5 protein-coding genes (1 of these 5 running past the window's edge) are annotated in these 15671 nt (G+C 68.9%); all 5 read right to left on the reverse strand.

The annotated features are described in order from the left end of the window. Tightly spaced (each overlapping or abutting the next), the 5 genes in view from WS78_RS24395 to WS78_RS24415 form a layout consistent with a single transcriptional unit that may run on beyond the window. Entirely contained in the window at positions 1-2232 is a 2232-nt protein-coding gene (locus tag WS78_RS24395) for an alpha/beta fold hydrolase (RefSeq protein WP_059582802.1), read from the reverse strand. After that, positions 2229-3197 carry a phosphotransferase family protein gene (locus tag WS78_RS24400; protein ID WP_059582799.1) on the reverse strand — a complete coding sequence of 323 codons (969 nt, stop codon included), beginning with the start codon at positions 3195-3197 and terminating at the stop codon, positions 2229-2231. Before WS78_RS24400 ends, WS78_RS24395 begins: the two co-directional genes overlap by 4 nt. After that, a complete protein-coding gene (locus tag WS78_RS24405) occupies positions 3194-4366 on the reverse strand; it encodes an acyl-CoA dehydrogenase family protein (RefSeq protein ID WP_038744881.1) in 1173 nt (390 codons plus the stop codon). Before WS78_RS24405 ends, WS78_RS24400 begins: the two co-directional genes overlap by 4 nt. Then, positions 4359-8927 (reverse strand): type I polyketide synthase, encoded by a 4569-nt coding sequence (locus WS78_RS24410; protein WP_059582795.1) that lies wholly within the window; start codon positions 8925-8927, stop codon positions 4359-4361. The genes WS78_RS24405 and WS78_RS24410 overlap by 8 nt, the downstream gene beginning before the upstream one ends. Beyond that, on the reverse strand, positions 8924-15671 hold the 3' portion of the coding sequence (locus tag WS78_RS24415) for a non-ribosomal peptide synthetase (RefSeq protein ID WP_059582790.1). Its footprint extends 4175 nt past the window's final position; 6748 of the gene's 10923 nt are visible here — the last part of the coding sequence; its start codon lies off the right edge, out of view — the gene reads right to left on this strand; it ends in the stop codon at positions 8924-8926. Before WS78_RS24415 ends, WS78_RS24410 begins: the two co-directional genes overlap by 4 nt.

Raw genomic sequence — 15671 nt, forward strand, 5'->3', positions numbered from 1 at the left:
TCAACCTTCCCGTTGACGCAGCCAATGCCCGATCCGCTCGGCCAGAACTTCGACGGCGGGCTCGGCCATCATCGACAGATGGTCGCCGTCGATGCAATCCACATGGACATTGCGGCAGAGCTCAGTCCAGCCATAGGCGGAATCGCTTCTGTCCCAGCCGTCCTCGGGGTGCGCGCGGGCGGCGCGAAACAGCGCGAGCGGAAACTCGGCCCGCGCGGACGGCGCATAGGTCGCGCGCCGCGCGGCGGCATAGACCGCGAAAGCTGCGGGCGTGACATGGATAGCGAAGCCCGCGTCGTTGGCGCGAGACGCGAGCCTCGCGACTTCGGCTCGCAAACCCGCATCGCCGACATCCCCGCGTGAAGTCAGCCGATGTGGGGCGAGCGTGTCGAGCAGGATCACCACCGCTGCCCGGCCGCTCGCCTGCAAGCGCAGCCCCATCTCGAACGCCACCCACCCGCCGAACGAATGGCCGACCAGCACGGCCGGATCGTCGGCGTCCGACAGACTGGCCAGATGGTGCTCGGCGAGCGCTTCGACGCTCGGCAGCGGCGCTTGCGCGCCGTCGAGTCCCGGCGCTTCAAGGCCGTGCAGGCGCCAGCCGTTCGGGCCGCCCAGATGCGCGGCGAGGCGAGCGGCGTACAACGGCGAACCGGGGTTGCCGGGAACGAAGAAAATCCGTGGTGCACTGGAGGAGCCGGCGTTGCCCGCGAGGTTGTCGGCGAGCGCCTGCGCGATCGCACCCAGGCGAGCGTCGTGCAATAACTGAGTCACGGGCAAGCGCACCCCGGTTGCGTTCGCGATGCGATGCAGGAAGTCGACGGCGAGCAGCGAATGCCCGCCGAGATCGAAGAAGCTATCGTCGAGCCCCGCCTGGCCGCCGAACAGATCGCGCGCCAGCGCGACGACCACCCGCTCTTCCGGGGTTTCAGGCGCGCGCGACGCGGCCGGCTGCGCGACGGCGAGCGGGATTGCCGGATCTTCGAGGCGCGGCAGGCCATCGTCCGCCGCCAGTCGCGCCGCCGCTTCGCTCAACAGCGACGCCAGCCCGGCCGCCGTTGCGTCGTCGATGAAGCGCCGGTTGTACAGCAAGCGCGCGATACCGTCAGGCGAGACGCGCAACAGCAACGGATGATGCGAGCGCGCCCCACTGCCCGCCTCGGCCGCGACGGATATACCGGCATCGGCGGGCGCGTCTTGCTGCGGCAGATGCTCGACCACCACCAAGGTATCGTAAAGACGCGTGGCAACGGCGGCGGCCCGATGCACTTCGGCGGACGACAGATATTCGAACGGGCGCTGCTCGCGCTGCATCGCCTCGATCCGGTCCAGCAACTCGCCGACCGTCGCCATATCGGTCATCCGCACATGCAGCGGAAAGGTCGAGATGAACGGCCCGACGATGCGCTCAACTCCCGCAAGCGTCGCGGGACGGCCGTGAGTGGTGACGCCGAAGACCACGTCGTCGGTCGCGCGAAACGCGCGCAGGATCAGCGCCCATGCGGCGAACACCGTAATCGCGAACGCGACTCCGTGGGAGCGCGCGACGTCGAGGAGCGCGCTCGCGTCGATGTCCGTGACCTCTGCGAAGCCGTCGCCCGACGCGCGCCGCGCCATCGGGGACAGGCGGGGCAATGCGCTGAGGCGCTGACGCCAGAACGCGGCCGCGACCGCCGCATCCTGCGCGTCGATCCAGTTGACGTAATCGCGTAGCGGCCGCGCCGGCGGCACTGGCCGAACACCCTCGTAGCATGTGAGCAGATCCGAAAGCACCACCGCGATCGACCAGCCGTCAGTGATGAGATGGTGGTGAGTCCAGACGACCCGGTATGCGTCATCACGCAGCCGGATCACGGCGAAGCGCCACAGCGGCGCGCGGTTGACAGCGACGCCTCGCGCGCGATCCTCGTCCAGCCAGGCCGTCAGCGCCTGCGGATCGTCCGCGTCGTCAGTGTTTCGCCAGTCCTCCCACGCCAGTTCGGGCTGAATCCGCTCGAACACCACCTGCACCGGCTGCTCGACGTCCCATGCGAAACAACAGCGCAGGCTCGCGTGAGTCTCGGCGGTGCGCTCGACGGCCGCGAGGAAACGGTTGCGATCGAGATGCCCGCGAACCGACAGCACGGTCTGCTCGATGAACAAGCCGCCCTTGATCGCGCCGTGCGCGCTTTCGAGCAGCATCCCGCGCTGCGACGGCGCGAGTGCGTGAATGTCCTGAACTTTCGCCTTCATAGCCGTGCGCTCCCGCAAACTTCCGATGCGCGGCTCAGCAGCCAGCGCACGATCAACCGACTGCGCGGCACGCGCTGCCCGTCGCGGCGGTGGCGCAGCGCGAGCTGCTGCGTGACCACGGCGAGTCGCAGCAGGCCATAGGCATACCAGTACGCCGGTTGCGCCACCTCGCGCCCGCCGGCCTCGGCGTACAGGTCAACGAGTGCCTCGCGAGTCGGAGCGCCCGGCGCGCAGCTCGGCCCCGGCGCATCGAGACGCAGCAGCGGCGGATCGCGACTCTCGATCCAGTAGGCCAGCGCGATCCCGAGATCGGCGAGAGGATGGCCGATGGCGGCCAGCTCCCAATCCACAACCCCGACCACCCGCGCCGGATCGCCCGGATCGACGAGGGTATTGTCCAGTTTGAAGTCGTTGTGCAGGAATGCCGCCGGCGATGCATTAGGAAGCCGTTCCGTCAGCCACCGCGCGACCGCCTTGAAGTCGCCGTCGGCGCCCGCGGCTTCTTCCTCGTTCCAGCGCCGTAGCCATTCGCCGAGGCTTCGGCGCAGATAATCGGGCGGCCGCTCGGCCGGCGCGATTTCGACGGCATGCAACGCGGCGAGCGCGGCGATGAAATTCTTGGCGAGGCGGCGCACGATGTCGGGCGAAAGCGGCCCGCACGCGGCCGGCAAGACGCCGTCGAGCCGTTCGACCAGCAGCAACGTCGAGCCGTCGTCGGCCCCGCCGCCAACCGCGAGCGGCTTCGGCGCCAGCGGAAAATGCTCGCCGATTCGCTCCAGGACGCCGAATCGGCGCTGCGCTTCTCTCGGCGCTCCCGCAGGCAGCAGGTAGGCAATCACGTCGCGATTGCCTGTCTGCACGAGAAAAACCTCGCTGGCCCGTCCGCCGCCGATGCGCGTCGCCTGAGCGGGGCCGCCGGGGCGGCCGAGCGCCGCCATCGCACGCTGCGCGATTTCGGCGCTCATCGGGCTTCCCCCCGAAACGCGGCCAGTGCATGGCGCGCCACGAGCGCCTTGTGGACTTCGTCGGGACCGTCATAAATGCGCCCCGCTCGCTCGTGGCGCCAGAGCACGTTGAGAATCGTGTCGCCGCTGACGCCGAGCGCGCCTTGCACCTGCAACGCATGGTCGAGGACGGTTTGCGTCACGCCTGCCACGAAGAATTTCGCGATCGAGATGTCGATCTGAGCGCGCTCGTGCCGGCTTTGCAGACGCGATGCCGCCTGGGTGACGAGGAGCCGCGCGGCATCGATCGACGCGCGGCTCTCGGCGATCCAGTTCTGCACCGTTTGACGCGACGACAGCAGTTCGCCCGCAGCCAGTTCGCGGCGGCACGCTCGCCGGCACATGATCGCAAACGCGCGCTCGCACACGCCGATCCAGCGCGCGCAATGATGCAGACGCCCGGTTGCCAGGCGCGCCTGCAATACGATGAACCCCTCGCCGGGCTTGCCCAGCAGCGCATCTTCGCCCACCCGGCAGTCGTCCAGCTCGAGTTCGCCGTGACTGGCCCAGCCGCAGCCTTCATCGCCCATCACGCGCAGGTTGCGAACATGCCGGTAGCCCGGCGCGTCAGCTGGCACGATGAAGGTGCTGGTGCGCGCATGCAATGGCGCCGTCTCGTCGGTAACGGCCAGCACGATCGCGAACGCCGCCTGATCGGCGCCGGACGCGAACCACTTCCGGCCGCTCAGATACCATGCTCCATTCTTGAAAACCGCCTTCGACTCGAGAGACGCGGGATTCGAGCCGGCGGAGTCCGGCTCCGTCGCCGCGAAGCAACTGCGGATCTCGCCGCGCAACAATGGGGCGAGCCAGCGCGCTTTCTGCGCGGCCGTCGCATACTCGAACAGCACCTCGATGTTGCCGGTGTCGGGCGCCTGATAGTTGACCGCATAGTGACCGAGCGGCGATCGGCCGAGGATTTCTCCGGCCTCGACCAGTTCGAGCAGGCTCAGCCCCATGCCGCCGTCCGCGCGCGGCGCCTGCGGAAGCCAGAGGCCTCGCGCCCGGTTGGCCGCGCGAACCCCGGCCATCAACCGCTCGACCGCTGCGAAGTCGCCTGCCGCCAGTGCCGCCTCCGGTTCCGCGAGCGCCGCTTCGACGTCCCGAAATGCTGCGACCCGTTCAATCATTGGTTGCCTCCGACATGTCCAACTGCGCCAGGATGGTGCTCATCCTGGCCTTTCCTCCCGTCGCCAGCGCCCGCAGTTCGTCCATGGCCCGTGCGGCAATGGTGTCGAGCGTCACCCCGTCGAATGGCTCGTCCTGGCCGTGCCACACGATGTGCAGCGCGCCGCCCTCGATCGTCGCTGCGAGCGCGATCGCGTGCGGCGCCGGCATTTGCTCCGGCGCGGACAGGATTGCGGCAATCGGCCACGCCGGCACGGCTGATTCCGCAGGGAAGAACGCGATCGATACCGGCGCGTCGCTTCGCAACGCTTTGGGCAGGCGCTCCGGCGCGGCCTGGCGCAGCACCGTGTAGGCGACGGCGTGACGTCGGGCGTCGGGCAACAGCGCCGCGGCATGCGTCGCGGCGGCCTCGATGTCCGCCGATGTGTCCACGACGAGCGGATGAATTGCGGTGAACCAGCCGATCGCGCTTGAAACGTCGCATGGCACGCGAGACCAGCCGCGCCCGAAGGACTCGATGTCGACCGGAACCCGGTCCGATTCGCCCGCGCAACGGATCGCACGCGCGACGGCAACCGCGAGAAGCGCTTCGAGCGGGCGACGGGTGGCGCTCAGCGCAAGCGTCTGCTCGACCGGGAGCGTCGAATTCAGGGAGCGGCGCGCACCATCGCGCCGTGCGACGGGAAACGCATCCGGCGGCGTATCGAGCGATGACCAGAACGCCGCATCGTCGTCGAGCTCCCCTGCCGCGGCGACGCGTTCGAGTGCGATCGCCCATTGGAAGAACGACTCATCGGCCGCCGCCCGTTGCTGGCCTGCCGCCGGCGCCGATGCGCCGACGCGCCCGTGGAAGTCGCCCAGCAACATTCGCCAACTGAATGCATCGATCAGCAAATGATGGACGACGAGGACCAGCATCGAGCCGGCCGGGCCCAATACGAGCGCGGCGCGCAGCAACGGCGACGTCCGGATGTCGAGCGAGCACTGCAACGTTGCGCCGATCCCCTGTGCGAAACCGAGTTGCTCGTCGGCCGGCCCCGAATGCCGATGAACGGCGACGACAACAGGCGCGGGCGTGCCGAGCACCTGCTTCCAGCCGGCTTCCGTTTGCTCGAAGCGCGCCGCCAGCGCCGCGTGGTGCGCAATCGCGGCGTCGATGGCGGTGCCGAGCGCCGTCGCATCGATCTCGGCCGGCACGCTGACGACCACGCCTTGAACGAAGCGGTTGATGTCGCCCGATCCGCAATTGAACAACCACTGCTGGGTTGGCGAGAGCGGCAGCGGCGTTTCTCGCGGCACGGCCTGCGCCGTCCGCCCGGCGCCGGCGGCGGCAAGTTCTTCGATCGTGTGCGCGCCGAACGCCAAATGCGTATCGAGATGAATGCCCTGCTCCTTCGCGCGCGCGACGATCTGCAAGGTGGCGACGGAATCGCCGCCGAGGTCGAAAAAGTCGTCGATGACGCCGATCGGCTCGAAGCCGAGCACATCGGACCAGATCGTCGCGAGCCGGGCTTCGAGCGCGGTTCGCGCCGGTACGTAAGGTACCGCGAGCACCGGCCTCGGATGCCGCGAGCCGGCGGCCGGCTGATGCGCGTCGGCCGCACGCGCCAGCGAAAACGCTTCGCGGGCGCGGGCCTTCAGCGGGTCCAGCTTGCGCGTGCTGACGGCGATGCGCGGCGATCCGCAAGCCGACGCCATCTCGAGGACCCTGACACCCTCGTCGGCGCTCAGGCCCGCCGTGCGCAGATCATCCGGCACGAAGCGTTCGTCGGACACCGTCGCCATGCCGATCTCTTTCCATGTATCCCACGCGATCGCACGCACGCGTGCACCGTCGGCCGCCCACGAAGCACCCAGCGCTTCCAGCGCGAGGTTGGCAGCCATATAGTCGCTCGCGCCCGCGGCCGGCACATGCGCGCGCAGCGACGAGCACAGCACGACGAAATCGAGGGGATCGGCGCATAGCACCTGCCGCAGATTGCGCGCGCCAAGAAATTTTCCCGCCAGCACATCGCGCATCGCGGCATCGGTCGCCGTGCGCAGCAATGCATGCGGCGGCATCCCCGCACTATGCACGACGCCGTTGATGGGGCCATGCTCGGCGCGGATCTGCGCGACTGCTCGCCGCAACGCATCGAGGTCGCTCACGTCGACCGCGATCGCGGTCAGCCCGGGAATCGATTGGCCGCCGCGCCGGCTCAACGCGACCACGCGCGCACCGCGCTCGACCAGATGCCGGCCGATTGCGAGCCCCATGCCGCTGTTGCCGCCCGTGACGACGTAGACGCCGTCGCGACGGATCGCCATCGCCTGCGTCGTCGCAGCCCCGATGGGTTCCAAGACTTCGACCCAGCGCGATCCGTGCCGATGGATCGCCGCGTCGTCGGCCGACCGCGCGCACGCTTCGGCGACGATGCATTCGACGAGATCGGCCGCGGCGGCGTCGACATCCGCAACCCGCGCGCGCCAGCCGGGATATTCGGCCGGCAGCGCGCGCGCGAGGCCGAGCAGCATCGCTTTTTCCGGCGCGGCCGGCGCGCCGAAACCGGCCAGCGCGCCGTCGGCGACGAAGGTGACGTCCACGTCGGCGCCCGTGCGGTCCGCCCACGCGCGCAAGAGCTGCGCCGGGCGGATGTAATGCCGTTTCAGCATCGAATCGTCGTCGCGGGCGGGTTTCGCGGCGAGGCTCCACAGCGCGATGATGGAGGAAGGACGATCTGCGGCCGCCGCGGCGACGGCATCGATCGCTTGCGCGTCCATCTCGTCGGCATACGCGATTTCCGCCACCTGCGCGCCTGCCTCACGCAGCCTCGTCGCGACGCGCGCGCCCACGCCATGCTCGTCGAGCAGCACCAGCCAGTGCCGCCGAGTGTCGATCAGTGCCCGCTCGAGCGGTGCGCTTTGGCGCAAGCGTGGCGCATACAGCCAGCCGACCGGGTCCGCGACGCGTGCGAGCGGCGACGGCGGATCGATCCAGTAGCGCTGATGTTCGAATGGCGTCGGCGGCAACGCAACCCGGCGTCCGCGCGCGGCGACGGCCGCCGCGCCGGCCGCGGCGCGCGTCACCGGGAGATCGCTTCTGAGGATCTCGATCGCCTCTTCGAGCGACGCGCACTCGCAGGCGATCCGCCATTCGAACGCGCCGCGCGACATCGCGAGCGTGTATGCGACATCCGCGAGCGGCGGCCGCTCGCGCTCGAGATGATCCGCGAGATCCGTCGCGAGCCGCCGCACAGCCGCCTCGGAACGCGCCGACAGCAAGAGCGGCCACGGGCCGCCGGCGTCGCCGCCGGTCGCTTCGGGCTGCGGCTCGGCGGCGGACTCCAGCACGAGGTGCGCGTTGGTGCCGCCCATGCCGAACGAGCTGACGCCGGCACGCCGAGTGGCATCGGGCCACGGGCGTGCGGCGGCGTTCACGAAGAACGGCGAGTTCGCGAGGTCGATGCGCGGATTGGGCTCGTGAAAATGCAGCGATGGCGGAATCACGCGATGCTGCAGCGCGAGCACCGTCTTGATCAGACCTGCGATGCCGGCGGCCGCGTCGAGATGGCCGATGTTCGTCTTGACCGAGCCCAGCGCGCAGAAGCCCTGTCGCGCCGTACCTTGCCGGAACGCGGCGGCCAGCGCCTCGAATTCCACCGGGTCGCCCAGCGCCGTCGCGGTGCCGTGCGCCTCGATCATGCCGATCGAATCGGGCGGCACGTCGGCCAGCACTTGCGCTTCGCGAATCGCGCAACGTTGCCCGTCGACGCCGGGCGCGGTGAAGCCGACCCGGCGCGCGCCGTCGTTGGAAACCGCGCTGCCGAGAATGACCGCGGCGACGGGGTCGCCGTCGGCCAGCGCGTCGTCCAGACGGCGCAGCATCACGGCGCCGGCGCCGTTGCCGCCGACGGTGCCGTTGGCCGCGCGGTCGAATGCGCGGCAATGGCCGTCCGGCGAGCCGATGCCGCCGGGCTCGTGGCGGTAGGGGCGGCGTTGCGGCGTGGTGATGCGAACCCCTCCGGCGATGGCCGTGTCGCATTCGTCGGCGAGCAGCGCCTGAACGGCCAGATGTACGGCGACGAGCGATGTCGAACAGGCGCTCGACACCGAGACGGCCGGGCCGGTGCAACCCAGCAGATAGGCAAGCCGCGACGGCAGGAACGACGGCTCGTTGGAGAGCAGCAACGACAGATCGTCGTGCAGCGCCGACGGCACGAGATTGCGAATCAGGTATTCGTTGAAGCCGGCGCCGGCAAATATGCCGGTGCGTCCCGGCAGCCGCCTCGGATCGTAGCCGGCGCGTTCGGCCGCCTCCCACGCGCATTCGAGCCATACGCGATGCTGAGGGTCCATCCGTTCGGCTTCCCGCGCGCTGAGCCCGAACAGCGCCGCGTCGAACCCGGCGACATCGTCGAGGATGCCCGCGGCATGAACCTCGTATCCGGCGTCGGTTGGCGTGACGGGGCCGAAGAACGTGACGGACTCGACGCCGTGCACCAGGTTGTTCCAGAACTGCTCGGGCGAGCTCGCGCCCGGAAACCTGCAACCCATGCCGATGATTGCAACGTGCGGAGTGCTCATTCGTGTTCCCTCTCGATCTTTTGACGGCGTTCCATGGTCCGGCGACGGCGGCGCAGTGCGCGCTCGTCCGGTTCGTCGGCGGTGGCTTGGCGGGTTTCGCCGGCGGCGATTTGCGAAGCGATCGCGGCGATCGTGGGTTGCTGGAAGAGATCGACCACGCGCAGACTTTCGGCGCGTGGCAGGCGGGTGCTCATCAGGCCGTGCGCCCGGACGATCGCGAGCGAGTCGCCGCCCGCGTCGAAGAAGTTTTCATCGACACCGATCGCCTCGCGGCCGAGCACCTCGCACCAGATCGCGGCGAGCGCTTCTTCAAGCGCGTTGCGCGGTCCCTGCGCCGGTGCCGTCGGCGCGCTCTCCCGGGGGAGCGCCCGCCGGTCGATCTTGCCGTTCGCCGTCAGCGCAAATCCGTCGACCCGAATCAGTGCCGACGGCATCATGCTGTCCGGCAGCCGCTGCTTGAGTGCCGTGCGAACCCGTTGCGCATCCATGTCGGCGGCCGCCGCATACCAGGCCACCAACTGACGGCCGCTTGCGCCCTCGCGAACGTCGGCCACCGCGCCGCCGATTCCCTCCAGCGAAGACAGCGCGCACTCGATCTCGCCCAGTTCGATCCGGTAACCGCGAATCTTGATCTGTCGATCCGCCCGACCCAGCGACTCCATACGTCCGCCCGGCAGGAATCGTCCCAGATCCCCCGAGCGGTACATCCGCTCGCCGGGCCGATACGGATCCGCGACGAACCGCTGCGCCGTCAGCGCTTGCGCGCCCAGATAGCCGGCCGCGATGCCTTCGCCCGCAACGTGAATCTCGCCCACGGCGCCCGGCGGCACGAGGCGCCCATGCCTGTCCAGCAGATAGATTCTCTGGCCCGGAAACGGCCGTCCGATGGTCACCGGCTGGCCGCGCCCCAGCGGCTCGAACGTCGTGATCACCGTTGTCTCGGTGATGCCGTACACGTTCGCGATGCGCGGGTATTGGGCGGGATCGGCGCTAGCCGGCAGCGAGGCGTGATAGGTCTCGCCGCCCACGACCGCCCATCGCAGCCGCACGCCTCGATGCGGCACCGCCACAAGCTGCTGGAAGGCCGCCGGCGTCTGGCACACGATCGTCGCGCCTTCCGTGCGCAGCAATTCGTGAAACGCTTCCGGCGAACGGGTGACCCAATACGGCACGGGCACCACCGTCGCTCCCGTCATCAGCGGATACCAGATCTCCAGGATCGAGTAGTCGAACGCGTAGGAATGGAACGCCGTCCATACATCGGTTTCGCTCAGCTCCATCCGCTCGCGCAAACCGTCCAGATGCATCACGTCACCGTGCCGCACCATCACGCCCTTTGGCCGGCCGGTCGATCCCGACGTATAGATCACGTACGCCAGATCGTCCACCGTCGCCTGACATGGCGTGAGCGCCGCGTCAGGCGTGACTTCAAGTTCCCCCAATTCGACCTGCCGCACCGCGCCGCACCATGCCCCGCTGCCTCCGATGACCATCAGCGGCTGCGCGTCCTCGATCACGAGCGCCTTGCGTTCGTCCGGCCAGTCGGGGTCCAGCGGCACATAGGCGGCGCCGCTTGCCAGAATCCCGTACATCGCGGCGATCGTCTCCATCGTCCGCTCGCCGACTATCGCGACGCGTCCTCCCACGCCCACGCCTTGACCCTGCAGCCAAGCCGCCATCCGTCGGCCCCGCGCCGTCAGTTCCGCATAACTGAGCCGCCGATCGCCAAGCCGCAACGCCGTAGCTTGGGGCCGCGCAAGGGCCTGCTCGTCGATCCGCTCGACGATGGTCCGGCACGGCGGCGGCAGCACCTGGTCCCCTCCGCTCCAGTGAACCAGCAGCGTCTCGCGCTCCGTGTCATCGAGCATCGCCGCCGCCAGGTCGCCGACCGTCGCCGCTTGCGCCGCCGCGCTCAACAACCGCGCCAGATGCCCCGCCACCTGCTCGATCGACGCGCGCTCATAGCGCGCCGGGTCGTACAGCAACGTCAGCTTCAAGCGCCCGCCTTCCGGCACCGCCACTACCGTCAGCGGCCAGTTCGTGCGCTCCACCGCACGCACCGACACCACGCCGATCCCGCCTCCGAGCAAATCGCTCGGCTTCGCCATCGGATAGTTCTCCACCACCACCAGCGTATCGAACAGCCGGGTACCGCGTTCCGCCTCGCCCCAGCCCTCGATCTGCGCAAGCGACACCGCGCCCGCCTCTTCCCGTCTCGCCTCCGCCTGCATCACCGATCTCAGCCACGCGCCGAGCGGCGCCTGCCCGTCCACCTTGATCCGCGCCGGCCGCGTCTCGATCAGCACCCCCACCATCGACTCGCTGCCGCTCACTTCCGCCCGCCGCCCCGAGCTCGTCATCCCGAACAGCACGTCGTCGCTTGCGCCGTAGCGGCTCAGCAGCACCGCCCAGCATCCGGCCACCACGCTCGCGAGCGTCACCCGCTCGCGCTTCTCCAGCGCTTCCAGCGCACCGCGATCGACTTCGACCGTGACCGGCGCGCCGTCTTCGCCATCCGGCAATGGCGTCGGCAGCACCAACTCCCGCGTGCCTTCGAAATCGCCCAGTTCCGCCCGCCAGAATCCCTCGCCCGCGCCTTGCTCCCAGATCGACCGAGACCACGCCACATAGCCGCTGAACGGGCTGCGAGGCGGCCGCTGCGCCACATCGCCCGCCACGCGCGCCGCATACGCGCGCACGAGCTCGCCGATCAGCAGCGACAGCGACCAGCCGTCCAGCAACAGGTGGCTGTACGTCACCACCAGTTCCCATCGATCCTCGTCCGTTTTCAGAAGCGCGCAGCGCAGACATGGCGCCGCGCGCAAATCCAGCCCCCGCTCTCGATCGGCACGCAGCCACGCGTCCAGGTCCAGCCCCCGCGGCCACGACTCCTGCTGCCACGGTACCGACACCGACGTGTGCACGATCTGAACCGGCTGCGCCACGCCCTCCCAATGAAACGAGGTACGTAGCACCGGGTTCGACGCGACCACGTCGCTCCAGGCGCTCCTCAGCGCCTGCTCGTTCACGGCGCCGGCCAGCGTGCAGGTCAGTTGCTCCACATACATCCCGTCACCGCCGAGCGCGTGGTACAGCATCCCCTCCTGCATCGGCGTGAGCGGGTAAACGTCTTCCACGTCGATGCTCGACGAATCGCCGAGCGCCGTGCGGGAACCCAACTCGTCTAGCGTCGTGCGGATGTCGTCGAGCAGGCTCGCGATGGTGTCGTCGCGATGCGCACGGGGGTTGTATTCGATACTCACGTTCAGTGAGCCGTCGATGATGGCCGCCCCTATGTCGAGCAGATGCGAGCGTGGTGTCGAAGGCGCGCGGTCGCTCCCGATTCCGGCGCGCAGCAGTCGCCATTCCCCCGCCTTGGCCTCCAGTCGTCCCAGAAAGTTGAACAACAGCGGGCGCGGCGACCAGTCGGCTCGCCCCTTCAGATAGTGCAGCGCCTGATAATCGGCGCCGTGCTCGCTGCTCGACCGGATCGCCGCGCGCACGCTCTGCAGCGTTTCCTTGAACGTTCCGCCGCGAATCACGGTCGGCATGATGGTCGTGAACCAGCCCACGGTGAACGGAACCTCCGGATCGTCGGCGAAGCCGTTGCGTCCGTGCGATTCCAGATCGATCACGACTTCGTGCCGTCCGGACCAGCGCATGATCGCGCCGGCGACAACGGCTGCCGTCACCTCGTCGATGCGATAGCCCTCGGCAGCGGCAAAGCCGCTGATGATCCGCGACGTGGTCGCCCTGTCCAGCGCGCAGGATTGTTCGCCGGATGCCGCCACGTCGCCAGCTTCGTCCGTGCCGTCGAGCGGCAGCGACTCGGACGACGCCGCGCCGCCGAGCAATTCGTCGATCAGGCCCGCGGGCGCCGCGGCCGCCCAGTCGATGCGACGCCGGGTCCAGCGCCGCATCGTCGTCGGCACGGCGCCAAGGTCGTTGCCCGCGCAAAGCGAAGCAATCTGGTCAATGATGATCTGCCAGGACACCGCATCGACGGCGAGATGATGCGCGATGAGCAGTAGACGCCGCGAATCGTCCGGGAATTCGAGCAGCCCGGCGCTGAGCAACGCGGCGTGCTCGATGCGGATCGATGCCCGAAGCCGATCCGCGGCCTCGTCAATCGCATCGTCTTCGGCGACGGCAAGCTTCACGGTTTCAAAGACGGGCTTCACCCGCTGGATCACCCGCTGCCGCCATTCACCCTCTTCGCGAAAGTAAGCGGTCCTCAAAGCCTCGTGAATCGTCACCAGCGTTTCCAGCGCGCCGCGAATGGCCGAGGTTTCGGTCTGCGCCGGCACCTGCAACAGGACCGATTGGTGAAACCAGTCAGGCTCCCGCGGTTGCTGCAGGAAGAACCAGCGAGCCATCGGCGGTAACGGAGCTGCGGTTTCGCCGTCCGGCTCGACGACATCGGAGGCCGCTCCCGCGGCGGCCGCGATCTTGGCAATCGTCTGCAACTGGAGCACGTCGCGGGGCATGATGTGAATCCGCTGCTCCCGTGCGCGGGTCACGATGCGAATGGCAAGCATCGAGTCGCCGCCGGCGTCGAAGAAATTTTCGTGAACGTCGATGGCTTCGCGACCCAGGACCACTTGCCAGATCGACGCGAGTGCTTTCTCGACGGCGTTTCGCGGCCCCTCCGCCGGCGACGTCTGTGCACGCACCTGCATGAGTGCGCGTCGATCGATCTTTCCGTTCCGGGTCAACGGCACGCTGTCGATCGACACGATCGACGCAGGCAGCATGTATGGCGGCAGGCGCCGCGCGAGCGCGTCGCGAATCTCGGCATGGTCCAGCACGGCGTCGGCGCGGGCCACTACATATGCCGCGATCGTCTGGCGCCCATTGTGCTCGACAATCGTCGCGACGCCGCGCTCAACGCCGGGCGCCGCGCCGAGCGCCGCCTCGATTTCGCCGATTTCGATGCGAAAGCCGCGGATCTTGACCTGGTCGTCGATCCGCCCGAGGAATTCAAGGTTGCCGTCGGCGAGCACCCGCGCGCGGTCGCCGGTGCGGTACATCCGCTCACCCGGCACGTGCGGATCGTCGACGAAGCGATAGGCGGTCAGGTCCGGCTGGCCGAGATAGCCGCGCGCGACGCCCGCGCCGGCGATCCAGAGATCGCCGGGCACGCCGATCGGCAAAGGCCGCAGCGACGACGACAGCACGTACAGCCGTTGCCCCGGGAGGTGCCGCCCATAAGGCACGAAGGAGGCGTCGGGGGGAAGGTGGCGCGTGTCGTAGTAACACGACCAGATCGCCGCCTCGGTCGCCCCGCCGAGTGCGATCACGTGCAGTTCGGAGGTCGCGGCTTCTCTGATTCGCGCGGGCAGATTGACGGGCACGCGGTCACCGCTCATCATCACGAGCTTCAGCGAAGGCGGCAGCTTTCGCCGGCTGTTGCGGCACTCGAGCAGCAGCAGTTCCATCACCGCCGGCACGGACTCCCACACCGTCGCCCGCTCACGCTCCATCAGGTCGAGCCAGACGTGCGGCTCGACGTTCGACGATTCCGGCGCCAGCACGACCGCGGCGCCCGCCGCGAACGCGCCGAAGAAATCGAACACCGACAGGTCGAATCCCACGGACGACACGCACAGCAGCCGGTCGGCCGGGCCGATCGCGTAACGCCTGAGAATGCTCTCGATAGTTAGCGAGGCGGAGCGATGGTCGATCATCACGCCTTTGGGCTTGCCGGTTGAGCCGGACGTGAACATGACATAGGCGAGATCGCCGAGCGCGACCGTCGGAGGCGCGACATCGGCGGGCGCGGCCTCGTCGACGAGGATCACCCGCGCGTCGACGCCGTCAAGCGCCGCGGCGAGTTCGCGCGTCGTCAGCACGTAGTTGAGCGTGGCGAGCACGTCGCGCATGCGCTCCGGCGGCGTCGCCGGGTCGATGGGCACATAAGCGCAACCCGCACGCATCACGCCGGAATACGCGGCGATCGCGCCGACCGAGCGCGGCAGCAGCACCGCGACCGGTTCACGCCGCGCACCAGCCGCAACGACCGCGCCGGCGACGCGGCGCGTTTCTGCCGCCAGTTCGCGATACTGCATGCAGCCCTCGGCGCAGATGACCGCGGGCGCGAGCGGCGTGAGCGCGGCGTGGCGCTCGATGCCGGCGTGCAGCAGATAACCGTCGCCTTCCGGCGGCGTGGCGTTCAGATCGTGAATCAGGCACCGTTCTTCCTCCCGCGACAGAATGGACAGGCTCAGGATCGGCCGTTGCGGTTCGGCGGCCAATGCATCGACCAGGCCACGCATGGCAGTCGCCAGGTAGGCGGCCATCCGGGCCGGGTCGATGCCCGCAACCGTCTGGGCGGTCAAGCCAAAGCCCTCGCCCAGGTCATCCACCGAGAGCGTCACCGGATAGGTGGTGCGCTCCTCCGAGTGAAGCTGGCGCATTCCCTCCCAGGTCCCGTCGGCTATGCCGGCGGTACTGTGGCGATAATTGAGCAAGGTGCTGAACAGCGGTAGCGGCGGCACCACCCCACTGCAGCGCTGAACCAGCGACAGGGGCGCTTGCTCGTGTTCCAGCAGCCCCGTCAAACCGTGATAGGCGGCCTGAACCACCTCCTGCACGCTGCGCTCCGCCAGGCATATCCGTACCGGAAGGGTATTGATAAGCACCCCCATCACCCGATCGGCGCCGGCCAATTCCCGCAGACGACCCAGCAGCACCGACCCGAAGACCACGTCGTCGCGGCCGCTGGTCTGCACCAGCACCTGGGCC

Origin of the sequence: Burkholderia savannae, assembly GCF_001524445.2 — a bacterium.
Lineage (GTDB): Bacteria > Pseudomonadota > Gammaproteobacteria > Burkholderiales > Burkholderiaceae > Burkholderia > Burkholderia savannae.

Bases quoted from the DNA above. Each gene is read 5' to 3' on its own strand.
- WS78_RS24395 (WP_059582802.1), bottom strand. From the start codon at position 2,232: ATGAAGGCGAAAGTTCAGGACATTCACGCACTCGCGCCGTCGCAGCGC.
- WS78_RS24400 (WP_059582799.1), bottom strand. From the start codon at position 3,197: ATGAGCGCCGAAATCGCGCAGCGTGCGATGGCGGCGCTCGGCCGCCCC.
- WS78_RS24405 (WP_038744881.1), bottom strand. From the start codon at position 4,366: ATGATTGAACGGGTCGCAGCATTTCGGGACGTCGAAGCGGCGCTCGCG.
- WS78_RS24410 (WP_059582795.1), bottom strand. From the start codon at position 8,927: ATGAGCACTCCGCACGTTGCAATCATCGGCATGGGTTGCAGGTTTCCG.